The 22,588-nt window shown below is 62.6% G+C and carries 26 protein-coding genes, 1 tRNA gene, 1 other RNA gene and 1 pseudogene; 20 read left to right on the plus strand and 9 right to left on the minus strand.

Annotated features, from left to right (window positions below):
• Positions 1-65: 65 nt before the first annotated feature.
• The gene (locus tag H6P80_RS08005; protein ID WP_185800763.1) at positions 66-524 is read right to left on the minus strand and encodes a hypothetical protein; all 459 of its coding nucleotides are present in this window, start codon (positions 522-524) and stop codon (positions 66-68) included.
• 12 nt (positions 525-536) lie between these two features.
• Positions 537-1,535: a DUF11 domain-containing protein gene (locus tag H6P80_RS08010; protein WP_185800764.1), complete on the minus strand. Its 999-nt coding sequence runs from the start codon at positions 1,533-1,535 to the stop codon at positions 537-539.
• 285 nt (positions 1,536-1,820) lie between these two features.
• Here H6P80_RS08010 and H6P80_RS08015 point away from each other — a divergent pair.
• Positions 1,821-1,897 (plus strand) — tRNA-Asp (locus tag H6P80_RS08015).
• On the opposite strand, the gene H6P80_RS08020 is transcribed toward H6P80_RS08015, so the two are convergent.
• From H6P80_RS08020 to H6P80_RS08035, 5 genes are all read right to left on the minus strand, one after another.
• Complete coding sequence (locus H6P80_RS08020) at positions 1,886-2,095, minus strand: DUF2842 domain-containing protein (RefSeq protein ID WP_185800765.1); 210 nt, start codon at positions 2,093-2,095, stop codon at positions 1,886-1,888. The two genes, H6P80_RS08015 and H6P80_RS08020, sit on opposite strands and share 12 nt — an antisense overlap.
• On the minus strand, positions 2,092-2,661 hold the full coding sequence (locus H6P80_RS08025) for a 5-formyltetrahydrofolate cyclo-ligase (protein WP_185800766.1): 570 nt from the start codon (positions 2,659-2,661) through the stop codon (positions 2,092-2,094). Before H6P80_RS08025 ends, H6P80_RS08020 begins: the two co-directional genes overlap by 4 nt.
• 18 nt (positions 2,662-2,679) lie before the next feature.
• A non-coding RNA gene (gene ssrS / locus H6P80_RS16785) (6S RNA) lies at positions 2,680-2,856 on the minus strand.
• 11 nt (positions 2,857-2,867) lie between these two features.
• On the minus strand, positions 2,868-3,173 hold the full coding sequence (locus tag H6P80_RS08030) for a cell division protein ZapA (RefSeq protein WP_185800767.1): 306 nt from the start codon (positions 3,171-3,173) through the stop codon (positions 2,868-2,870).
• Positions 3,166-3,579 carry a hypothetical protein gene (locus H6P80_RS08035; RefSeq protein WP_185800768.1) on the minus strand — a complete coding sequence of 138 codons (414 nt, stop codon included), beginning with the start codon at positions 3,577-3,579 and terminating at the stop codon, positions 3,166-3,168. Before H6P80_RS08035 ends, H6P80_RS08030 begins: the two co-directional genes overlap by 8 nt.
• Positions 3,580-3,758: 179 nt before the next feature.
• Between H6P80_RS08035 and tkt the strand changes: the two genes are divergently transcribed.
• The 4 genes from tkt (at position 3,759) to H6P80_RS08055 (ending at position 9,206) form a co-directional block, all read left to right on the plus strand.
• Entirely contained in the window at positions 3,759-5,735 is a 1,977-nt protein-coding gene (tkt, locus tag H6P80_RS08040; RefSeq protein WP_185800769.1) for a transketolase, read from the plus strand.
• Between the two features lie 15 nt (positions 5,736-5,750).
• Complete coding sequence (gene gap / locus H6P80_RS08045) at positions 5,751-6,761, plus strand: type I glyceraldehyde-3-phosphate dehydrogenase (protein ID WP_185800770.1); 1,011 nt, start codon at positions 5,751-5,753, stop codon at positions 6,759-6,761.
• A gap of 57 nt (positions 6,762-6,818) precedes the next feature.
• On the plus strand, positions 6,819-8,018 hold the full coding sequence (locus H6P80_RS08050) for a phosphoglycerate kinase (protein WP_185800771.1): 1,200 nt from the start codon (positions 6,819-6,821) through the stop codon (positions 8,016-8,018).
• Positions 8,019-8,312: 294 nt separating this feature from the next.
• Positions 8,313-9,206, plus strand: a complete 894-nt coding sequence (locus H6P80_RS08055) for a fructose bisphosphate aldolase (RefSeq protein ID WP_185800772.1) — start codon at positions 8,313-8,315, stop codon at positions 9,204-9,206.
• 26 nt (positions 9,207-9,232) lie between these two features.
• Here H6P80_RS08055 and H6P80_RS08060 read toward each other — a convergent pair whose 3' ends face one another.
• Complete coding sequence (locus H6P80_RS08060; protein WP_185800773.1) at positions 9,233-9,610, minus strand: hypothetical protein; 378 nt, start codon at positions 9,608-9,610, stop codon at positions 9,233-9,235.
• Between the two features lie 90 nt (positions 9,611-9,700).
• Between H6P80_RS08060 and thiE the strand changes: the two genes are divergently transcribed.
• A complete protein-coding gene (gene thiE, locus H6P80_RS08065; RefSeq protein ID WP_185800774.1) occupies positions 9,701-10,327 on the plus strand; it encodes a thiamine phosphate synthase in 627 nt (208 codons plus the stop codon).
• A gap of 9 nt (positions 10,328-10,336) precedes the next feature.
• Here thiE and H6P80_RS08070 read toward each other — a convergent pair whose 3' ends face one another.
• On the minus strand, positions 10,337-10,525 hold the full coding sequence (locus tag H6P80_RS08070) for a hypothetical protein (RefSeq protein ID WP_221892901.1): 189 nt from the start codon (positions 10,523-10,525) through the stop codon (positions 10,337-10,339).
• Positions 10,526-10,672: 147 nt separating this feature from the next.
• On the opposite strand from H6P80_RS08070, the gene efp reads away from it, so the two are divergent.
• From efp to nuoI, 14 genes and pseudogenes are all read left to right on the plus strand, one after another.
• Positions 10,673-11,236 carry an elongation factor P gene (gene efp / locus H6P80_RS08075; RefSeq protein WP_185800776.1) on the plus strand — a complete coding sequence of 188 codons (564 nt, stop codon included), beginning with the start codon at positions 10,673-10,675 and terminating at the stop codon, positions 11,234-11,236.
• A gap of 31 nt (positions 11,237-11,267) precedes the next feature.
• The gene (locus H6P80_RS08080; RefSeq protein ID WP_185800777.1) at positions 11,268-12,083 is read left to right on the plus strand and encodes an inositol monophosphatase family protein; all 816 of its coding nucleotides are present in this window, start codon (positions 11,268-11,270) and stop codon (positions 12,081-12,083) included.
• Between the two features lie 16 nt (positions 12,084-12,099).
• On the plus strand, positions 12,100-13,335 hold the full coding sequence (locus tag H6P80_RS08085; RefSeq protein WP_185800778.1) for an SMP-30/gluconolactonase/LRE family protein: 1,236 nt from the start codon (positions 12,100-12,102) through the stop codon (positions 13,333-13,335).
• 104 nt (positions 13,336-13,439) lie between these two features.
• Positions 13,440-13,829, plus strand: a complete 390-nt coding sequence (gene ndhC, locus H6P80_RS08090) for an NADH-quinone oxidoreductase subunit A (protein ID WP_221892902.1) — start codon at positions 13,440-13,442, stop codon at positions 13,827-13,829.
• The gene (locus tag H6P80_RS08095) at positions 13,820-14,359 is read left to right on the plus strand and encodes a NuoB/complex I 20 kDa subunit family protein (protein ID WP_185800779.1); all 540 of its coding nucleotides are present in this window, start codon (positions 13,820-13,822) and stop codon (positions 14,357-14,359) included. The genes ndhC and H6P80_RS08095 overlap by 10 nt, the downstream gene beginning before the upstream one ends.
• Positions 14,360-14,362: 3 nt before the next feature.
• A complete protein-coding gene (locus H6P80_RS08100) occupies positions 14,363-15,178 on the plus strand; it encodes an NADH-quinone oxidoreductase subunit C (RefSeq protein ID WP_185800780.1) in 816 nt (271 codons plus the stop codon).
• The gene (locus tag H6P80_RS08105; protein ID WP_185800781.1) at positions 15,171-16,403 is read left to right on the plus strand and encodes an NADH-quinone oxidoreductase subunit D; all 1,233 of its coding nucleotides are present in this window, start codon (positions 15,171-15,173) and stop codon (positions 16,401-16,403) included. The genes H6P80_RS08100 and H6P80_RS08105 overlap by 8 nt, the downstream gene beginning before the upstream one ends.
• On the plus strand, positions 16,400-16,753 hold the full coding sequence (locus H6P80_RS08110; protein WP_185800782.1) for a hypothetical protein: 354 nt from the start codon (positions 16,400-16,402) through the stop codon (positions 16,751-16,753). Before H6P80_RS08105 ends, H6P80_RS08110 begins: the two co-directional genes overlap by 4 nt.
• On the plus strand, positions 16,750-17,427 hold the full coding sequence (locus H6P80_RS08115) for a complex I 24 kDa subunit family protein (protein ID WP_185800783.1): 678 nt from the start codon (positions 16,750-16,752) through the stop codon (positions 17,425-17,427). The genes H6P80_RS08110 and H6P80_RS08115 overlap by 4 nt, the downstream gene beginning before the upstream one ends.
• Positions 17,427-17,636 (plus strand): hypothetical protein, encoded by a 210-nt coding sequence (locus H6P80_RS08120; RefSeq protein ID WP_221892903.1) that lies wholly within the window; start codon positions 17,427-17,429, stop codon positions 17,634-17,636. Before H6P80_RS08115 ends, H6P80_RS08120 begins: the two co-directional genes overlap by 1 nt.
• Positions 17,629-18,924: an NADH-quinone oxidoreductase subunit NuoF gene (gene nuoF / locus H6P80_RS08125; RefSeq protein ID WP_185800785.1), complete on the plus strand. Its 1,296-nt coding sequence runs from the start codon at positions 17,629-17,631 to the stop codon at positions 18,922-18,924. The genes H6P80_RS08120 and nuoF overlap by 8 nt, the downstream gene beginning before the upstream one ends.
• On the plus strand, positions 18,924-20,936 hold the full coding sequence (gene nuoG / locus H6P80_RS08130) for an NADH-quinone oxidoreductase subunit NuoG (protein WP_185800786.1): 2,013 nt from the start codon (positions 18,924-18,926) through the stop codon (positions 20,934-20,936). The genes nuoF and nuoG overlap by 1 nt, the downstream gene beginning before the upstream one ends.
• A pseudogene (nuoH, locus tag H6P80_RS08135) lies at positions 20,933-21,970 on the plus strand (NADH-quinone oxidoreductase subunit NuoH); the annotation flags it as partial. The gene nuoG and the pseudogene nuoH, both read left to right, overlap by 4 nt.
• A gap of 116 nt (positions 21,971-22,086) precedes the next feature.
• On the plus strand, positions 22,087-22,566 hold the full coding sequence (gene nuoI, locus H6P80_RS08140; RefSeq protein ID WP_185800788.1) for an NADH-quinone oxidoreductase subunit NuoI: 480 nt from the start codon (positions 22,087-22,089) through the stop codon (positions 22,564-22,566).
• Positions 22,567-22,588: the final 22 nt, after the last annotated feature.

The following is a 22,588-nucleotide window of genomic DNA, read 5'->3' on the forward strand; positions in this document are numbered from 1 at the left end:
ATCCTGTCTTCTTCAGTGCCCTTCACCCCCCGGTCCGCTGGCACTATCGGCGGTATCTTCGACGGCTATCTGACGACGCCGCGAAAAGTCAGTTGTCCGGACCCGTTGCCGGCAATCGGCTCGGCCAGGGTCCAGCGAATATGCGTGACGTCGTCGGCGCGCGCCGGACGCTCGGTGCCGTCCTCTTCGGTAACGATGAGGTCGGCGAGCAACCCGAAGACCGTGCCGCCGTCGACGGAAAATTCTGCGCCCGGGCTATCGGTGTCGCGATAGGCGACGGCGTCGGGCATCGGATTGGTCGCCGTGAAATTCGCGACCGGTTCGGCGCTGCTGTTGCGATAAGTCAGCACGAAGACGAGGCTATCGCCGGGAACCACCTGGGATGGTTCCGTATGCGTAACGGTTACGGTGCCGTCGGCCTGTTCTACATTGCGTTCGACGAAGACCTCGCTGCTGAGCTCGACCTGGTTGGCGAGGGCGGCGGCCGGTGCGAGAAGCGCGAAAAGGGAGATGAGGAATTTCATTGCTGTTCTCCGTCAGTCGATAACGACCTGAAATTCGATGACACGGGTGGTGCCGCCGGCAACATTGCCGAGCGCGACCGAAATTCCGGTGCCGTCGAAGGCGCCCGCATCGGCATCGGTGGCGTCGGTCAAACCCGAACCGTCGAGCGTGATGCTGCTGGCGACATAAGTGGTGTCCGACGGAACGGCGTCGGTGATCACGATATTGTTGAGCGTGCTGGAGCCGGTAACCTCGGCCGTCAGCGTGTAGGTGATGATCGAGCCGGGCACCTGCGTCGAACCGCCAAACGGATCGAGCACGGTCGCGGCCTTGGTGAGATCGAGATCGGCGTCGAAGATCGCGTAAAAGCCGCTATCGTCGCTCGTCGCGCCCGTCGAGCCGACGACAGCATCGCCGCCGCCTTCGCCCTGGCCGGCGAAAACCGTGCCCGGCGTACCGCTGCCGGTCGCTGCCGTGCCCGTGAGTTCGACTTCGCTGCGCTCGCCATCGGCGGCCGCCGGCATGTCGCCGAGGATGAAGACGGCGATCGTCTCGTCCGGATTGAGGACCGGCGGGCTGCCCGCATTATAGAGCGTGTCGACGCCGGCATCATAAATGCCGTTGCCGTTCGCATCTATATAGAGCGTCACGGCGTCGGGATCGAAATCGTCGCCGGCCATGTTCGGATCGATGGTCAGCACGACCGCTTCGGGGCCGTTGCCGCCATTGGTAACGGTGAAGGTGAGAACCGCATCGGCTTCGCCGGGGCTCGCGGAAACATCGCCGGGATCGGTAGAGGTAACGGCGATGTCGAGAATTTCGTCGACAATCAGCGCAACCGGGTTGGAATCGATGGTGACGGTCGTCCCGCCATCGTCATAAGTCGCCTGGGCTGTGTTGACGATCGAAGTGCCGGCGAGGGTGCCGGCCGCATGGGCCGGTGACGCCATCGCGGCGGCCAGCGCCGCGGCGCTGCAAAGCGCGGCTTTCGCAGCTGAAATACGCGCAAAATGGCGCGGGTAGCGCAACATAACTGGTGTCCCCCCGGACTGATTTCGTCAAAAGTCCAGGTGGATATGGGGGAGTAAGGCTAAAAAGATGTAAAATTTCACCGGTTTTTTTACAGTAAAAAGGATATTATCCGGATGTTTTTCGATTTGAGAGGGTGAATATTTGTCTTCGTTAACGATCTATATTTTTAGATAGTAAATAAAGAGTAAACAAATCCCGACGAATCACGCAGCCCGATTCGCAGGGGCGCAATCCGCTTGACAGGGCTGGAGGCCTCCCCTAACTCGCGCGTCTTCAACGCCTATGCGGGTGTAGCTCAGTTGGTTAGAGCGCCGGCCTGTCACGCCGGAGGCCGCGGGTTCAAGTCCCGTCACTCGCGCCATTTTCCTGTTTCCATCCACCGTAAAAGCGGCTTCAGCGGGACGATCCAGACGATCCCCGCCACCAGGTAGATCGGCAGCTGGACGAGCACCGGCAGTTCGCCGATCCACGGAGCTGCGCTGGCGATCAGCACGCACCAGACCAGGATCAGCGTCAGGATCATCAGAACGCCGAAGGGTTTCCGCCAGGAAGGCGTCATGACGCCACCGCAATCAGCCGCTCCGGCGTGGCAATGAAATCGAGCGGAACGTCCCACGGATCGGCCGGCAAGGCATCGGCAATCTGGCACTCCCAGCAAAAGCCCACCGTCGTGAACGTCATTTTTCGGCCGAGTTCCGCCAGTTTTCGGTCATAATAGCCGGCGCCCTGTCCGATCCGGTTGCCTGAGCGATCGACCGCGGTCAGCGGCACCAGGATCAATGCGGGATCGATCGCGGGGCTGCCGCCCGGGGGTTGCGGTATGTCCATCAGCGGGCCGGGCAAAAGTTCTGCATCCCATTGCCAAAAGGCCATCGGCGCCTTTCGGTTCGCGAAGGCGGGCAGGGCGATCCGCTTGCCTTGCTCCCGCCAGCGGAGAAGCTGCGGCCCGGGATCGAGTTCGTCTCCGAAAGCGACATAGCCGGCCACGGTGTCGGGCAGTTCCAGCCCGGCCTCCAGGTGATCACACGCGGCCTGGGCTGCGGCCTTGCGGGCCGATGCCCCCAATTCCGATACGTAATCGTGCCGAATGTTCCGGAAACGCGCTCTCAATTCGTTCTTTGTCATGATCGCGCTCGTTCAGGTGGCGGGGCCGCCGTGGCCGTTAGCCCGAAAATCCTCTGACGCCAATAACGTCAGGTGGGCGCCATATGCACCGGGCCCGGACTCTATTTCAAATCCCGCAACCCGGACAGGGATAGCTCCCTTGGATGTTGTATCGCCTCAGGGATATTCGCAAAGGCGCGTACCGGGCAGCGCCCGCCACAGCTGATTTAGGATTGCGCGTCGTCAGGCGCAAGCCGCTCGCTTATTCCGTTCAGCCGATCGGCGAGATTCTCGATGCTGGAAAGCTCGCCGTCCGAAATCGAACGTTCGGCATTTTCGTCGGCTTCGTCGGCGAGCAGCAGCGCGGCGAACAGCAGCATCCGCGCTTCGCCGAGATTGCCGCCGACCGATGCCTTGGCCCGTTCGGTCCTGTCGTGCACCATCCCGCCAAGCTTTTGCAGCCGCGGTTCCTCGCCATCGCGGCAGGAAACGGTGTAGCTGTGACCGCCGATAGACAGGATGACATCAGCCATGGTTTTGCGCCTCGGCGGTGGCGATCAATGTATCGAGACCGGAAAGGGCGGATTTTGTTGCCGATTCCAGCCGCTCGCACCGCTGCTGCAGCGCTTTATATTCGGCTTCGTCGATGCCGGATGCCGGCAATCCGGCCGGGCGTTCGGCGAGTTCGGCCCGCAGCCGCGCGATTTCTTCGTCCTTCAGCTTGCCGATATCGTCGAGATCCGCGCGCAGTTTCGCGATCGTGCGGTCTCTATCTTCGATCTCGCTGCTGTGCGCGGCACGGAGCGCATCGATTTCGGCCGCCAGTGCCGCTTCGGCTTTATCGCCGGCAGGCGCGGCGGCAGGTGCAGCTGCCCGGTCTAGCCTGGCGGCGGCATCTTCAATGCGGGTGAGGGCACGGGCGAGACGTTCGTTTCCCATCGGCTTTGCATAGCAGGATGGCGCATGTCGGCAAGTCCGGCTGTCGCGCACGGGGCGCTTGTGGGCGCGACGGTTGACGATATCCCCATAGCATATCAATGGTCGCGCGCGCCTGCGACTCGCCGGCGTTCCGGCAGGGCCGCCGCACACCCTCTAGCAAGGCCGACAGGGGAACCCGAATGACCGTCACCCACACCCAGCTTGCCAATGCCGTCCGGGCGCTTTCGATGGACGCTGTGCAGGAGGCGAATTCCGGCCATCCCGGCATGCCGATGGGAATGGCCGATGTCGCCACGGTTCTGTTTACAAAATATCTCAAATATGATCCGCAAGACCCTGAATGGTTTGATAGAGACCGTTTCGTTCTCTCGGCCGGCCATGGCTCCATGCTGGTCTATTCGCTGCTCCATCTGAGCGGCTATGCGCGCCCCACGATGGACGAGATTCGCCACTTCCGGCAGCTCGGCAGCCCCTGTGCGGGGCACCCGGAAAACTTCCTCCTTCGCGGCGTCGAATCGACCACCGGGCCGCTGGGCCAGGGGCTTGCGATGGCGGTCGGCATGGCGATCGCGGAGCGGCATCTGAATGCGCATTTCGGCGACGATCTGGTCGACCACCGGACCTGGGTGATTGCTGGCGACGGCTGCCTGATGGAAGGCATCAACCACGAGGCGGTGGGCCTTGCCGGGCATCTGAAACTCGGCCGCCTGATCACCCTGTGGGACGATAACGGAATCACCATCGACGGCGGTACCGAGCTTTCGACGAGCGAGAATGTCGCCGCGCGTTATGAAGCGTCGGGCTGGCACGTCACGAAATGCGATGGCCATGATCCCGACGCCGTCCGCTTCGCGATCGAAGAGGCGCTGGCCGATCCGCGGCCCTCGCTGATCGCCTGCAAGACGGTGATCGGCTATGGCGCACCCACCAAGCAGGGCACCTCGGCAACCCATGGCGCGCCGCTCGGCGATGACGAAATCGCGGGCGCCCGCAAGGAGCTGGGCTGGGACGCGAAACCCTTCGCGATTCCGCCGGAGATCGAAGAGGCCTGGAAGAAGGCGGGTCAGCGTTCGCGAAACGAGCACAAGGCCTGGGACGACAGATTCGCCAAATCGGCTGAAAAGGACGAGTTTGAGCGCCGGATGGCGGGAGAGCTTCCCGCCGGTGACACGGCCATAAAGGCCTATTTCGACTCACTGGTCGCCGATCCGCCCAAGGTCGCCACGCGCAAGGCTTCGGAAATGGCGCTGACCGCGATCAACGAGGCGCTGCCCGAGACGATCGGCGGGTCTGCCGACCTGACCGGCTCCAACAACACGAAAACCGGGGCTACCGCGCCGCTGACCGCTGACGATTATGGCGGCCGCTATATCTATTACGGTATCCGCGAATTCGGCATGTCGGCGGCGATGAATGGCATGGCGCTGCATGGCGGGGTGATCCCATATGGCGGGACTTTCCTGGTTTTTGCCGATTATTGCCGCCCGGCAATCCGGCTTTCGGCGCTTCAGCAGGTGCGCGTCGTCTATGTGATGACGCACGATTCCATCGGACTTGGTGAAGACGGGCCGACCCACCAGCCGATCGAGCATCTCGCATCCTTGCGCGCAATGCCCAATCTCCACGTCTATCGCCCGGCCGATGCGCTGGAAACCGCCGAATGCTGGGCCTTGTCGCTGAAACGCAAGGACGGCCCTTCGCTGCTCGCGCTCAGCCGACAGAATCTTCCGCCCGTGCGTTTCGATGCCTCGGAAAATCTCTGCGCCAGGGGCGCTTATCGGTTGAAGGCCGCGGAAAAGGATCGCCGCGTCGTCCTGCTGGCATCCGGTTCGGAAGTTTCGCTGGCACTCGAGGTCGCCCAAAGCCTTGAAGCCCAAGGCCATGGCGCCGATGTCGTATCGATGCCGAGCTGGGAAGAATTCGCCGCGCAGGACGATGCCTATAAGGCCGACGTGCTGGCGACCGGCAGCGACGTCTTACGGGTTTCGATCGAAGCCGGTGCCACATTCGGCTGGGAACGCTATACGGGTACCGACGGACTCAATATCGGGATCGACCGGTTCGGCGCTTCGGCGCCTGCCGACAAATTGTTCGAATATTTCGGGCTGACGGAAGCGGCGATTACGCCACGGATCCTGTCGGCACTCAAGAGCTAAAGGGAGACTTCATCCATGGCAGTCAAAGTTGCGATTAACGGTTTCGGTCGGATCGGGCGGCTCGTCGCCCGCGCCATTCTCGAACGTCCCGATTGCGGGCTCGAACTCGTGGCGATCAACGATCTCGCCGATGCCGAAGCGAACGCGCTGCTGTTCAAGCGCGATTCCGTCCATGGCGCCTTTGACGGCGAAGTGGGGGCCGAAAGCGGCGCGGTGATCGTCAACGGCAAGCGGATTGCGGTGACCGCCGAGCGCGACCCCGCCCAGTTGCCCCATGGCGACAATAATGTCGATATCGCCTTGGAATGTACGGGTTTTTTCGCCGACAAGGAAAAGGCGAGCGCGCATCTGACTGCCGGCGCCAAGCGCGTCCTGATCTCCGCTCCTGCTAAAAATGTAGATAAGACAATTGTTTATGGTGTGAATCATGAGACTTTGTCTGAAGCGGATACGGTCGTTTCCAACGCCTCGTGCACGACCAACTGCCTGGCGCCCGTCGCCAAGGTGCTGCATGACACGGTCGGCATCGAACGCGGGCTGATGACGACGATCCACAGCTACACCAACGACCAGAAAATCCTCGACCAGATTCACGGCGACATGCGCCGGGCCCGCGCCGCGGCGATGTCGATGATCCCGACGACGACCGGCGCCGCCCGCGCGGTCGGACTCGTCCTGCCGGAACTTGCCGGCAAGCTCGACGGCTCGTCGGTCCGCGTGCCGACCCCGAATGTCAGCCTGATCGATCTCGTCTTCACGCCGTCGCGCGACACGAGCGTCGAGGAAGTGAACGACGTCTTGAAGTCAGCCGCGACGTCAGGCCCGCTCCACGGCGTGCTTGCTTATACCGACGAGCCGCTGGTCTCGATCGACTTCAATCATGATCCGGCAAGTTCGACGATCGACAGCCTGGAAACCGCGGTCATCGAAGGCAAGCTCGTCCGCGTCGTTTCCTGGTACGACAATGAATGGGGCTTCTCGAACCGCATGGTCGATACCGCCGGCGTGATGGCGGGCCTTCTCTAAGCCTAGGGGAAGCTGCGGATAACCGCGGAAAACCGCGAAAAGGAAAGGGGTGGCGTCATGACGTCATTTCGGACGCTTGACGATCTGGATGCGGTCTCCGGCAAGCGCGCGCTCGTCCGCGTGGATCTCAACGTGCCGATGGCCGGCGGCCAGGTGACCGACGATACGCGACTTCGCGCGGTCGTTGCCACCGTCGCGGAGCTGGCGGACAAAGGCGCGATCGTGCTTTTACTCGCGCATTTCGGCCGACCCAAGGGCGCGGTGGTTCCGGAAATGTCGCTGGAACCCGTGGTTCCCGCGCTTTCCCGCATTCTTGGCCGTGACGTCACATTTGTCGAGGATTGCCAGGGCGTGGCGGCGCAAGCCGCGGTGGCGGGCCTTGCGCCCGGTTCGGTCTGCGTTCTTGAAAATACACGCTTTCATGCGGGCGAGGAGGCGAATGACGCCACATTCGCGCAGGCCATGGCGAAGCTCGGCGACTTTTACGTAAATGACGCCTTTTCCGCCGCGCACCGTGCCCATGCGTCGACCGAGGGCCTGACCCATCTGCTCCCGGCCTTTGCCGGCCGCGCGCTGCAGGCGGAGCTCGTGGCGCTCGAGAAAGCGCTGGGCAGTCCCGAGCATCCAGTCGCCGCGGTCGTGGGTGGCGCCAAGGTGTCAACCAAATTGGAGGTTCTCAGGCACCTCGTTGCCAAGGTCGATCACCTGATCATCGGCGGAGGCATGGCCAATACGTTCCTCGCCGCGCGTGGCGTCAACGTCGGAAAATCGCTGTGCGAGCATGATCTTACCGAAACCGCGGAAGCGATCCTGGCGGCCGCGGACCAGGCCGATTGCACGGTCCACCTGCCGTATGACGTCGTGACGTCAAAGGAATTTGCCGCCAATCCGCCAACCCGCACCGTAAACGTTCATGAAGTCGCCGAGGACGAGATGATCCTGGATATCGGCCCGGCCGCGGTCGAGGCGCTGGCCGATGTTCTCAAGACCTGCCGAACGGTTGTTTGGAACGGCCCGCTCGGTGCCTTCGAAACGCCGCCCTTCGATGCCGCCACCGTGGCGCTGGCGAAAACCGCTGCCGCGCTCACCCGCGAAGGCTCGCTGGTCTCGGTTGCCGGGGGCGGTGACACCGTGGCGGCACTGAACCATGCCGGCGTCACAAGTGACTTCACGTTCGTTTCGACCGCCGGGGGCGCCTTCCTCGAATGGATGGAGGGCAAGGAACTGCCCGGCGTGAAAGCGCTCGAAGGAAATTGACACGGCACAGCCGATCGGTGGGAAGGCGGCACGATCCTGTCGCCATGCGACGCCGGTCGAAGGAACCGCCGATGAAGCGGGAAACGGAAACCCGAATTTCGGCGGGCGGTCGGCACAGCGTTTCCATATCTTTCCTGGAACGGCTGCCGGATCGGAAACGCGTATTTTCCGATCTCGATTTCCTGGTGCCGGAGACCTCCTGGGCCCGTTGCCGAGCGGGGCGGCTTCTTCTATCAAAATAGCCGAATCCGGATATTCCGAATCCCATATTCTCGAACTTAGGGGACTTTTTTGATGTTTGATCCGAAGATGATGGCCCAAATCACTGAAGGTGATGGCTTTATTGCCGCATTGGACCAGAGCGGCGGGTCGACGCCCAAGGCTCTGGCGGGTTACGGCATTTCGGAAGACGCCTATGCGAGCGAGGAGGAGATGTTCGGTCTCATCCACGATATGCGCGTCCGCATCATCACCTCGCCCTCTTTTGCCAGCGGCAAGGTGATCGGGGCGATCCTGTTCGAAAAGACGATGGACGGCGAAGCCGACGGCAAGCCCGTGCCGACGGCGCTCTGGGATCGCGGCGTCGTTCCGTTCCTGAAGGTCGACAAGGGGTTGGAGGACGAAGCCGACGGCGTGCAGATGATGAAGCCGATGCCCGATCTCGATGCGCTGCTCGAACGGGCCAATGCCAAGGGCGTGTTCGGCACGAAAATGCGTTCGGTGATCAACAAGGCCTCGCCGAGCGGCATCGCCGCCATCGTTACCCAGCAGTTCAAGGTTGCCAATCAGATCCTCGATCATGGCTTGATGCCGATCGTCGAGCCCGAAGTGTCGATCAAGAGCCCGGAGCGCGCCGAATGCGACGCGATCCTGAAGGACGAACTGGTCAAGGCGCTCGACGCGCTGCCGGAGGATCGCCAGGTCATGCTCAAACTGTCGATCCCGGCCGAGCCCGATCTTTATGCCTCGATTGTCGATCACCCGCGGGTCGCGCGGATTGTGGCGCTTTCGGGCGGCTTTTCCTGCGACGAAGCCTGTTCCGAACTGGCCAGGAATCGCGGCATGATCGCGAGCTTCTCGCGCGCGCTGCTACAGGATCTTCGGCATCAGATGGACGATGCGGAATTTGATCGCACGCTGGGCGCGGCTATCGACAAGATTTATCGGGCATCCACCGTCAAAGCCTGAAAATAGGCTCGTCGGGGCCGTCCCGTTCAGAGGCCGCCGTCAAATTCGAAAGCAAAGCGGTAGGATTCGGGCAGCGGTTCGCCGCTTCCCGCTTCGGGCAACACTGAAACCAGCGTCAACGCGCCGTCGGCGACCTGTTGGGGCTCACCCGATACCAGATCCATGGTTTGCGCCCATGCGCCGCCGGTAACCTCTACCCTTAACACCACGCGCCCCTCCCAAACGCATGCCGTGCCGCGCGGGCACCGGCTGTCTTCGATTACCTGGATCGGCATTACGTTCGGCCCGTCCACGAAAATCGTATCGCCCAATCGCGCCATGCCGTCTTCGCGCGTCGGCTCGGCGGAGGGCGTCGCGCAGGCTGAGGTCGCCGCCATCATCAAGGTCAGGATTATCCGTTTCATGCCGCACTTCCTTATACCATGGCGCTGCACGCCGGATGAACAGTGAAAACCGCCTTCCGTTCGCTACCGGCTTGGCGCTAGGGGAGGGGCATGACTCATCCCCGTTGCCAGCTCTACCTTATTTCCCCGCTCGATGTCGGTGGCGATTTCGCCAAACGGCTGGAGCGCGCGCTCGATGCCGGGCCGGTTTCGGCCTTCCAGTTTCGCATCAAGGATATCGACGAACACGAAGCGGCGCGGCTGGCAGAACCCCTGCAGGCGATCTGCGCGGAGCGCGAGGTAGCCTTCATCGTCAACGATTCGCCGAATCTCGCCAGGCGGCTGGGCGCGGACGGCGTCCATATCGGCCGGTCGGACGGGAGCATTGCCGAAGCGCGGGCGCTGCTGGGGCCCGGGGTCCAGATTGGCGCGACCTGCCATGACAGCCGGCATTTCGCGATGGAGGCCGGTGAGGCGGGGGCCGATTATGTGGCCTTCGGGGCTTTCTATCCGAGCGGCACCAAGGAGACGGTGCACCGGCCGGATCCCGATATCCTCACCTGGTGGTCGACCATGTTCGTGCTGCCCTGCGTGGCCATCGGCGGAATCACCGCTGACAATGCCGCGCCGCTGGTTGAGGCGGGGGCCGATTTCATCGCCGTCAGCGGTGCCGTGTGGAACCATCCCGATGGCGAGGCCGCCGGGGTTCGTGCCTTTGCCGATGTGCTGAACGGCTAGACGCTCCAGCTACACTCCCACGTCGTCCTCGCGCCGACCGATCGTGAAGGCGACGGCCTTGCGCATCAGCGACGCGCGATAGCTTTCCGACTGGAGCTCGAAGGGCTCGTCCTCGATCTTCCGGAGCCGTCCGGGAATGCCTGCCAACCGGCCGAAAAGTCCGGCTGCGCGGGGGGAATTACGCTTACTCGGTATCATCTGCATTACCTTTGCCTAGTGATCCGAAAACTAGGCGAATCGCGCTTTGCCGTATTGGACGGATACGACAGAAATTTCGGCTGCTTGTGGCGGCGTCCAAGCGCTGGTAGAGCGCGCGCCTGCTCTTTCTAAACAAGCGAGACACCCATGAAGATCAGCGGCGTGGACATTCGTCCCGGCAATATCATCGAATATGAAGGCGGCCTGTGGCGCGCCGTGAAGATCCAGCACACCCAGCCCGGCAAGGGCGGCGCCTATATGCAGGTCGAGATGAAGAACCTTATCGACGGCCGCAAGAACAACGTCCGCTTCCGTTCGGCCGAAACGGTCGAAAAGGTGCGTCTCGACACCCGCGAATACCAGTTCCTGTTCGCCGAGGGCGATATGCTGACCTTTATGGACAAGGAAAGTTTCGAGCAGATCGAACTTCCCGCCGACATGCTGGGCGATGCCGCGGCCTTCCTGCAGGACGGGATGGACGTGATGCTGGAGCTTTACGAGGAAAAGCCGATCTCGGTGCAGCTGCCCGACCAGGTGGAGGCCGAGATCGTAGAGGCCGACGCCGTGGTGAAAGGGCAAACCGCTTCATCTTCCTACAAGCCCGCGATCCTCGACAATGGCGTGCGCGTCATGGTGCCGCCGCATATCAGCGCGGGCACCCGCATCGTCGTCGACGTTTACGCGCAGGAATATGTGAAGAAGGCCGAATAGCGGCCCGCCCGAAGGAAAAACCGGAAAACCCATGCCAGCCCGTTCCGCCCTTATCACCGTCATGGACCGCGCCGCCCGCAAGGCGGGGCGCAGCCTTGCGCGCGACTTTACCGAGGTCGAGCATCTCCAGGTCTCGAAAAAGGGACCGGCGGATTTCGTCTCCAAGGCCGATATGCGCGCCGAACGCATCCTGTACGACGAACTGCTCGCGGTTCGCCCGGGCTGGGGTTTTCTGCTGGAAGAAGCCGGCGTCATCGAAGGGGAGCCCGATATGCCGCGCTGGGTCGTCGATCCGCTCGACGGCACATCGAACTTCCTGCACGGCATCCCGCATTTCGCGATCTCGATCGGCGTCCAGCATCGCAACCCCGATGGCAGCTGGGGCGAGATCACCGCCGGCATGGTTTATCAGCCGCTGACCGACGAGGTCTTCTGGGCCGAAAAGGGCGGCGGGGCGTGGCTACACGACCGGCGGCTGCAGGTTTCGGCGCGGAGCCAGCTCGGCGATTCGCTGATCGCGACCGGCATTCCCTTCAAGGGCCATGGCGATCTGCCGCGCTTCGACGCGATCTTCAACGCGGTTGCGCCCGAAGTCGCCGGTATTCGCCGCTTCGGCTCGGCGGCGCTCGACCTTTCCTGGGTCGCGGCGGGCCGTTTCGACGGGTTTTGGGAAGAGCATCTGAATCCCTGGGACGTCGCGGCCGGTATCCTGATCGTGCGCGAGGCCAAGGGTTTCGTCACCGATTTTCGGGGCGGCAGCCAGCCGATCGAACGCAAGGAAATCCTGGCTGCCAATGACGCGCTGCATTCCAAGCTGCACAAGCGGGTCGCGGGAGCGATCCGGTAAGAGAATAGGGCTCGCCATGCCATCCCGTCCCGCCGCCATTTTCGCTCTGGGCCTGCTGATGGCCACGCCGGCGATGGCGGAAGGCGAAACCTGGCGCGACGTGGGCCCCGCCGAAGAACGGGCCTTCGATCTCGAACGCCTGGATACCCTGACCCAAGCCTATCCCGATAGCGGCACGATGCTGCGCGCGATCATCGCGACGGCGCATCAGGTAGGCGACGGCGATGCCGTTCGCGGCGCGTTCGAGCGGTTCGCCGTGATGGGCGGCGGGCTTTCGGAAGGCAGTATGACGCTGGTTTCCGGCTATTTCGAGGAAGCACGCTGGGCGGCGCTGACGGCGACCGTCGCCGACGGCCAGTCGCCTGTCGCGGCAAGCGAGGTCGTGGCGGCGGTTCCCGCCGACATCAATCTTGTCGAAGGCGTGGCTTGGGACAGCCGCCGCGCAACGCTTTACGCGGGATCGGTGGTCGAGCGCGGGCTGTACCGGCTCTCGGGCGAGACATGGGAACGCGTGCCGCTCCCGGAAAATAGCGGCAGCCTGTTCGGCATGGCTTATGATGCCGGTGCCGACACGCTCTGGCTGGTGTCCGGCGCCGCCGATCCCACGCCCGATCCCGACACCGCTTTTCGCGGGCTGATCGCCTATAGCCCCGAAAGCCGCTCGGCGCGGATGCTGGCGGCGCCCGGCGAAGGCGCGATGAGCGGCGATATCGCGCTCGGGCAAGACGGCAGCGTTTATGTGAGCAACAGCATCGGCGGGGCCATCTATCGCTGCCGGCCCGGCTGTTTGGCGCTCGAGACGATCGTCGAGCCGAACCGGTTTCGCAGTCCGCAGGGCATGGCCGTCTCTCTCGACGGAGCCTGGCTCTATGTCTCCGACTATAGCCATGGCCTGGCCGCTATCGATCTGGACACCGGCGCGATTTTCCGTGTCGCGGCCACGGCCGACATGTTGCTCGACGGGATTGATGGGCTGCTTCCAGATGGCGGGGACCTGATCGCGATCCGCAACGGCAGCCTGCCGATGCAGATCATGCGATTGCAATTGTCCGAAGACGGGCTGCGCGTCGAACAAGCCACGGTGATCGAGCGCAACCATCCCGACTGGGGCGAGCCGACCCTCGGCGCGTTTCGCGGTGCGGAATTCCTCTATGTTTCGGACGCACAATGGGAACGTTTCGGGGCCGACGGCGCGCCCGATCCCGGGATTGCACCCCGGCCGACGCCGATCCGTTCCGTGCGCTTGCGCTGATCCTCGAAAAACTGGCGGATTTTGCCGCCTGCCGCCCTTGCCCCCACGGGTTCATCCCCCTAAAAGCGCGAGCGAATTCAACACCCGACCGCGAGTCCGAAACCTTGCCCGAGACGATCTCCGTCGACCTTGCCGAATATCTGCCGATTCTGATCTTTCTCGGTATCGCGCTTGGTCTCTCTATTGCCTTTGTTGTGCTGCCGATGATCGTCGCTAAATTGACCGGCGCGTCGAAGCCCTATGCCAACAAGCTCACCGAATATGAGTGCGGCTTTCCGGCGTTCGAGGATTCGCGCAGCCAGTTCGATGTGCGCTTCTATCTGGTCGCGATCCTGTTCATCATCTTCGATCTGGAAGCGGCGTTCCTCTTCCCCTGGGCGGTGACGGTGTTCGATCTGGGCTGGGTCGCCTGGATCGCGATGATGGTGTTCCTCGGGGAACTCGCCATCGGTCTCGCCTATGCCTGGAAGAAGGGAGCGCTGGAATGGGAGTAGACCTCACATCACCGCCGCCTCCCGGTACGTTGCCCGATCCCGATTTCCTGAGGGACATCAATTCGGAGGTTTCCGACAAGGGTTTCCTCGTCACCTCGACCGAGGAGCTGTTTCAATGGGCGCGCACCGGTTCGCTCTGGTGGATGACCTTCGGGCTTGCCTGCTGCGCCGTCGAGATGATTCAGGTCAACATGCCGCGCTACGACATGGAGCGCTTCGGCGCCGCGCCGCGCGCTTCGCCCCGCCAGTCCGACGTGATGATCGTCGCCGGTACGCTGTGCAACAAGATGGCGCCGGCGCTGCGCCGCGTTTACGACCAGATGTCCGAACCGCGCTATGTGATCTCGATGGGCAGCTGCGCCAATGGCGGCGGCTATTACCACTATAGCTATAGCGTCGTGCGCGGATGCGACCGGATCGTTCCTGTCGACATCTATGTTCCCGGCTGCCCGCCGACCGCCGAGGCTCTGCTCTACGGCGTCATGCAGTTGCAGCGGAAAATCCGCCGCGCCGGCACGATAGAGCGCTAGTCCATGGCGTCTCCGGCTCCCGTCATGGCCTCTAACGAAGGCATGATCGACGCGGTCAACTCCGCGCTCGGCGCTTCCGTCGTCGCTATCGTCGATGCGGTCGGCGAGATTTCGGTGACCGTCGAACGCGAGGCGCTTGCCGAGGCGCTGCTCAAGCTCCGCGATACGCCGGGCCTGGAATATCAGCAGCTGATGGAGATTGCCGGGGTCGACTATCCCGAGCGTCCCGAGCGCTTCGAGGTCTGTTATCATCTGCTTTCGCTGACCCGAAACCACCGGATTCGCGTGAAGGTGACGACCGACGAGGAAACGCCGGTGCCCAGCGTTACCGATATATGGCCGGTCGCCGGATGGCTGGAGCGCGAAGTGTTCGATCTGTACGGCGTGCTGTTCGCGGGCAATCCCGATCTTCGCCGCATTCTCACCGATTACGGCTTTCGCGGCCATCCGTTCCGCAAGGATTTCCCGCTCACCGGCTATGTCGAGATGCGCTATTCCGAGGAACATAAGCGGGTGATCTACGAGCCGGTAAAGCTCGCCCAGGATTTCCGCACTTTCGATTTCATGAGTCCCTGGGAAGGCGCCGAATATATCCTGCCCGGCGACGAGAAGGCGCAAGGCGAGGCGCCGGGCGCACCGACGCCGCTCAAGGCCGACGAGATAAAGGGCGGCAATGCTCCGCCGAAGGGCGAGGAGGCCGCGGCCACGCCCAAGACGACCGAAGATACCGACGATACCGGCGCTGGCGAAAAGGCCAACAAGAAGGCCGCCGAAAAATCCGATGAGCCGGATGTGCCGGGAGGCGACAAAGATGGCTGAGTATCTCGAGGAAATCGCAGGCGAGACCGATGCCGCCGACCCGACCGTCGGCGATACCGAGATTTCCAACTACACGATCAATTTCGGCCCGCAGCATCCGGCCGCGCACGGCGTGCTTCGGCTGGTGATGGAGCTGGACGGCGAGATCGTCGAGCGCGTCGATCCCCATATCGGCCTGCTGCATCGCGGCACCGAAAAGCTGATCGAGCACAAAACGTATCTGCAGGCGCTGCCCTATTTCGACCGGCTCGATTATGTCTCGCCGATGTGCATGGAGCATAGCTATGTGCTCGCCATCGAGAAGCTGCTCGGGCTCGAAGTGCCGACGCGCGCCCAATATATCCGCGTGCTCTTCGCCGAGCTCACGCGCATGCTCAACCATTGGCTCAATCTTGGTAGCCACGTCATGGACGTCGGCGCGATGACGCCGAATATCTGGATGTTCGAACTACGCGAACAGGCGATGGCCTTTTATGAGCGGGCTTCGGGTGCGCGTATGCACGCCGCCTATTTCCGCCCCGGCGGCGTCCATCAGGATCTGCCCCCCAAGCTGATCGCCGACATGGCCGACTGGCTCGATACCTTCCCGACCTTGTTCGAGGATGCGATGAGCCTCGTCGTCGACAACCGCATCTTCAAGCAGCGCAATGTTGATATCGCGGTCGTCGCCAAGGAAGACGCGATTCGCTGGGGCTTTTCCGGCCCGATGATCCGCGGTTCGGGCATTCCTTGGGATCTGCGCAAGTCGCAGCCCTATGATGTGTACGACCGCATGGACTTCGAAGTTCCCGTCGGCACCAGGGGCGATTGCTACGACCGGTTCATGGTCCGCGTCGAGGAAGTCTGGCAGTCCGCAAAGATCATGCGCCAGTGCATCAACGACATGCCCGAAGGGCCGATCGCCAGCCTCGACCGCAAGGTCGTCCCGCCCAAGCGCGGCGAGATGAAGCAGTCGATGGAAGCGCTGATCCACCACTTCAAACTCTATACCGAGGGTTTTCACGTGCCGGCCGGCGAGGTCTATGTCGCGACCGAAAGCCCCAAGGGCGAATTCGGCGTCTATCTTGTTTCTGACGGCAGCAACAAACCGTATCGCTGCAAGATCCGCCCGACGGCCTTCAGCCACCTCCAGGCCATGGACTTCATGACCCGCGGCCATATGCTCGCCGACGCGACCGCCATCCTCGGCGCGATCGACGTGGTGTTCGGGGAGTGCGACAGGTGAGGGTATTAAACCGTTCAGATTTTTGGTTCGCCTTGCTGCTCGTGCCGTTCCTCGCCTTTGCCATATTCTTGTCCGGCGTCGGGGATGTGGTGCAGGAACCCGTAAATCTGCTCAAATTTCTCGTGATCGCTTGCATTGCCTATCTTTACGGCAAACTGCAGTTCCCGCTTAGCCAGATGGACATCGTGGCGAGATCTATTTCGTGGTTTTCGATCGGAGTGACCGTTTTCGCCATCTGGATGTTCCTTGAAGGCGAAGAATTTGAGCTGCCTGCAGCAGCAATGTTGGGGATATTCTTGGTTGCCTTAAGTCTCCTTCCTGATCTGCGAAGGAAGGGGAATAGCCAATGACCATCCTCCCCGACGACAAGCTCTCCCAATCCTCCACGGATACCGCGCTCGAAAACGACGCGATCCGCGAACGCTGGGGCAATTTCGCCTGGACCGAAGAGAATGCGGCCAAGGCGAAGGATATCATCGCGCGCTATCCCGAGGGACGGCAGGCGTCGGCGGTGATGCCGCTGCTCGATCTGGCCCAGCGTCAGGTCGGCGCCGAGACTAATACGCAGGGCTGGCTGCCTGTGCCGGTGATCGAGTTCGTCGCCGCCGAAATCGGCATGCCCTATATGCGCGCCTATGAGGTCGCGACCTTCTACACGATGTACAATATCGTGCCGGTCGGCCGCTATCATGTGCAGGTGTGCGGCACGACGCCATGCATGCTGCGCGGGTCCGACGATGTGCTCGCGGCCTGCAAGAACAAGGGACTCATCAAGGGCAAGACGACGCCCGACGGGATGTTCACCCTGACCGAGGTCGAATGCCTTGGCGTCTGCGCCAACGCGCCGATGGTCCAGATCAACGACGATAATTACGAAGACCTCGATTACGACATCATGACCGGTATCCTGGAAAAGCTGGCCGATGGCGAAGACGTGGCTCCGGGCCCGCAGACCGGGCGGCAAACCAGCTGTCCCGAAGGCGGGCCGACGACGCTCAAATATATGGCGGAGGGCGCTGAATGATGGCGACCCGCGGGCCCTTTTCCTCGATGACGCTGATCCAGGCGACGATCACCTTCGTCGTCGCGTTCCTCGCCGTGAACGTGCTGATCGACGTCCTCGTCTTCGGCGCCGAGCCGACGCGCAACATCGCGCGCCATATCGTCGCCGCGCTGATCGCCGCGCCGATCTGGTATTTCTTCATTCGCTGGATGAGGTCGCGCAATGCTTGACGACAAGGACCGCATCTTCACCAATGTCTACGGCTTCCAGCCCTGGGGCATCGACGCGGCGATGAAACGCGGCGACTGGGACGGCACGAAAGAGCTGATCGCCAAGGCGCAGGACGACATTATCGAGGAAGTGAAGGCCTCCGGGCTGCGCGGCCGTGGCGGCGCGGGCTTCCCCACGGGCCTCAAATGGTCGTTCATGCCGAAGGAATCGAAGGACGGCCGTCCGAGTTTCCTCGTCATCAATGCCGACGAGTCCGAGCCGGGCAGCTGCAAGGACCGCGAGATTATCCGCCACGATCCGCACAAGCTGATCGAGGGCGCGCTGATCGCCGGGTACGCGATGCGCGCGCGGGCCGCCTATATCTATATTCGCGGCGAGTTCATCCGCGAGGCCGAAACCCTCTTCGCCGCCGTGCAGGAGGCCTATGACAAGGGCTTTATCGGTAAGAATGCCTGCGGGTCCGGCTATGATTTCGACGTCTTCGTCCATCGCGGCGCCGGCGCTTATATCTGCGGCGAGGAAACGGCTTTGCTCGAAAGCCTGGAGGGCAAGAAGGGCCAGCCGCGCCTGAAACCGCCCTTTCCGGCGGGCGCGGGGCTTTATGGTTGCCCGACCACGGTCAACAATGTCGAGAGCATCGCGGTCGTCCCGACGATCCTGCGGCGCGGCGCGAGCTGGTTCGCCGGCATCGGGCGCGAGGGCAATGTCGGCACGAAACTGTTCCAGATTTCCGGCCATGTCGAAAAGCCCTGCGTCGTCGAAGAGGCGATGGGCATTCCGTTCCGCGAGCTGATCGAGAAACATGCCGGCGGCATCACCGGCGGCTGGGACAATCTGCTCGCCGTCATCCCCGGCGGCTCCTCGGTGCCGCTGGTTCCGGCCGCCGAGATCATCGACGCGCCGATGGATTTCGACGGTCTGAAGGAACTCGGCTCCGGCCTCGGCACGGCGGCGGTGATCGTCATGGACAAGTCGACCGATATCGTCCGCGCGATCAGCCGGATCAGCTATTTCTACAAGCATGAAAGCTGCGGCCAGTGCACGCCGTGCCGCGAGGGCACGGGCTGGATGTGGCGAATGATGGAGCGGCTGCGCGAGGGCGAGGCCGAGGTCGGCGATATCGACATGCTGCAGGAAGTCACCAAGCAGGTCGAAGGCCACACCATCTGCGCGCTTGGCGACGCCGCGGCCTGGCCGATCCAGGGCCTGATCCGCCATTTCCGCCCCGAGCTGGAGCGGCGCATCGCCGCGCATAAGGGCGAAGAGACGCTGGAGGCGGCCGAATAATGCCTAAAGTCACCGTAGACGGCATCGAAACCGAAGTTCCCGACGGCGCGACCGTGCTGCAGGCGTGCGAGATCGCGGGCAAGGAAGTGCCGCGCTTCTGCTATCATGAGCGCCTCTCGATCGCCGGCAATTGCCGTATGTGCCTTGTCGAGGTGAAGCCGGGACCGCCCAAGCCGCAGGCGAGCTGCGCGCTGCCCGCCGCCGAAGGCCAGGAAATCTTCACGACGACCGAGATGGTGAAAAAGGCGCGCGAAGGGGTGATGGAGTTCCTGCTCATCAACCATCCGCTCGATTGCCCGATTTGCGACCAGGGCGGCGAATGCGACCTGCAGGACCAGGCCATGGCCTATGGCAAGGGCCATACGCGCTATGAAATGAACAAGCGCGCGGTCACCGAAAAATATATGGGGCCGGTCGTAAAGACCGAGATGACGCGCTGCATCCATTGCACGCGCTGCGTCCGTTTCGCGCAGGAAGTGGCCGGGGTCGAGGAAATCGGCGCGGTCGGCCGCGGCGAAAATATGGAAATCACGACCTATCTCGAACATGCTGCGACGAGCGAGCTTTCGGGCAATGTCGTCGATCTCTGCCCGGTCGGCGCGCTCACCGCGCGGCCGTATGCGTTCGAAGCGCGCCCCTGGGAGTTGCGCAAGACGCCCTCGATCGACGTGATGGACGCCGTCGGCACGAATGTTCGCCTCGATAGCCGGGGCAGGGAAGTGCTGCGCGCGCTGCCGCGCCTCAACGAGGACGTCAACGAGGAATGGGCGTCGGACAAGACCCGCCACGCCGTCGACGGCCTGATGAAGAACCGGCTCGACCAGCCCTGGGTGCGGAAAGACGGCAAGCTTCAGCCCGCGAGTTGGGAAGAAGCTTTCGCTGCCGTTGCCGCTGCCGCGAAGAAAGCGGGCAGCAAGGTTGCCGCGATCGGCGGCGATCTCGTCGAGGTCGAAGCGCTCTATGCCGCGCATAAGCTACTGGAATCGCTCGGTTCCTCGGCGATTGAAGGCCGCCAGAACGGCATGGATTACGACGTGACCAGCCTCGCGGCGGTGAACTTCAATTCGACCATTGCGGGTATCGAGGAAGCCGATGCGATCCTGCTCGTCGCCACCAATCCGCGCTGGGAAGCGCCTCTCGTCAACACGCGCATCCGCAAGGCGATCAAGAAGGGCGCGAAGGTCTTCGGCATCGGGCCCGAGGTCGATCTCACCTATCCGGTCACCTGGCTCGGCAATGATGCGACGCTGGCTGCCGATCTGCCTGCCGAAGCGGCCGATGCGTTCAAGGACGCCGAAAAGCCGGCGTTGATCCTTGGCGGCGGCGGACTGATGGTGCCCGGCCTTCACGGCGCGACGCTCAAGCTTGCCGAGACGCTCAGCCTCGTGCGCGAGGGCTGGAACGGCTATAACGTCCTGCATTTCTCGGCTTCGCGGATGGGCGGGCTGATGCTCGGCTGGGCGCAGCCCGGCGGCGTCGCCGATATCGCCGCAGCGAAACCCGAATTGCTGTTTCTGCTTGGCGCCGACGGCGTCGATTTCTCCGCCTTCGAGGGCGCGTTCAAGGTCTATGTCGGCCATCATGGCGAGCAAGGCGCCGCCGCCGCCGATGTCATCCTGCCGGGCGCGGCCTATGCCGAAAAGAGCGGCACCTGGGTGAGCACCGAAGGGCGCATCCAGAGCGGCGAACGCGCCGTCTATCCGCCCGGCGATGCCCGCGAGGACTGGACCATTTTCCGCGCGCTTTCGGACGTACTGGGCGCGCCGCTGCCCTTCGATACGCTGGACCAGCTGCGCGACGCGATCGCCGCCGAATTCCCGGCCTTTGCCGATGAAGGGCTGGCCGACTATGAATGGACGCCGCCCAAACTGGACGGGGCAGCTGCGGGTGAAATCGCCTATCCGATCAAGGACTTCTACCTGACCAACGCGATCTGCCGCGCGAGCGAGACGATGCAGCGCTGCTCGGCGGAGCTGGTCCATGGCGAGACCTTCATGGAGGCGGCCGAATGACCGCTTTCTTCGAATCCCTCGGGATGACCTATGAATGGGCGTGGTTCATCGCCACGGTCTGCGGCATCCTGTTGATCGCGCTGCCGCTGATGCTGGCGGTCGCGATGATCATCTATGCGGACCGCAAGATCTGGGCGGCGATGGCGTTGCGGCGCGGCCCCAATGTGGTCGGGCCGTTCGGGCTGCTCCAGAGCTTTGCCGACGGGCTAAAGGTGTTCCTCAAGGAAACCATCATCCCGACATCGGCGAACCGGGGCCTGTTCCTGATCGCGCCGATCATCACCTTTACCGTGGCGCTGATCGCCTGGGCGGTGATCCCGTTCAGCGAGACGGCGGTGCTCGCCAATATCAATGTCGGCCTGCTCTATATCCTCGCGGCGTCCTCGCTTGGCGTTTATGGCGTCGTCATTGCGGGCTGGGCCTCCAATTCCAAATATCCCTTCTATTCGGCGCTCCGCGCGGCCGCGCAGATGGTGAGTTACGAGGTCTCTATCGGCTTCGTGCTGCTCGCCGTCGTCATGTATGCCGGATCGTTCAACATGCAGACGATCATCACCGGGCAGCAGGGGCATATCTTCGGCTTTATCAACGCCTACGGCTTCAATCCGCTGCTCTTCCCGATGGCAGTCGTCTTCCTGATTTCGTCGATGGCGGAAACGGCGCGCGCGCCCTTCGACCTGACCGAGGCGGAGAGCGAACTCGTCGCCGGTTATCAAACCGAATATAGCTCGATGAGCTTCGCGCTCTTCTGGCTCGGCGAGTACGGCAACGTCATCCTGATGTGCGCGCTCAACGCTGTGCTGTTCTGGGGCGGCTGGCTGCCCCCGGTGGACTGGGCACCGCTCTATTATATCCCCGGCATCGTCTGGTTCTTCCTCAAGATCTGGTGCTTCTTCTTCATCTTCAGCTGGGTGAAGGCGACCGTGCCGCGCTACCGCTACGACCAGCTCATGCGGCTCGGCTGGAAGGTCTTCCTGCCGCTCTCGCTGATCTTCGTGTTCCTGATTTCGGGCTGGCTGATGCTCACGAGATATGATCCGCCCCCTGCCTCAGTTACCAATGACAATCAGGACCTTCGCTGGGTGATATGCGATGGAGGCGGACTTGTTGAACCCGATCCTGAATGCGCAGATCAGGAGCCCGCCGGATAATGCTGCACCTCATCAAATCCTTCACCCTTTGGGAGTTCGTGAAAGCGCATTGGCTGACCTTGAAATATTTCTTCAAGCCCAAGGCGACGATCAACTATCCCTATGAAAAGAACCCGATCAGCCCGCGTTTTCGCGGCGAGCATGTGCTGCGCCGCTATCCGAACGGCGAGGAGCGCTGCATCGCGTGCAAGCTGTGCGAAGCGGTCTGCCCCGCCCAGGCGATCACCATCGAGGCCGAACCGCGCGAGGACGGATCGCGCCGCACGACGCGCTACGATATCGACATGACCAAGTGCATCTATTGCGGTTTGTGTCAGGAGGCCTGTCCGGTCGATGCCGTCGTCGAAGGGCCGAATTTCGAATATGCGACCGAAACCCGCGAGGAACTTCTCTACGACAAGGAAAAATTGCTGGCCAATGGCGACAAATGGGAGCGCGCGATTGCCGCGAACCTTGCCGCCGATGCGCCCTATCGTTAAGCCGCCGACCATTCTTACAGGG

This window comes from Parasphingopyxis marina (assembly GCF_014237875.1).
Taxonomy (GTDB): Bacteria; Pseudomonadota; Alphaproteobacteria; order Sphingomonadales; family Sphingomonadaceae; genus Parasphingopyxis; species Parasphingopyxis marina.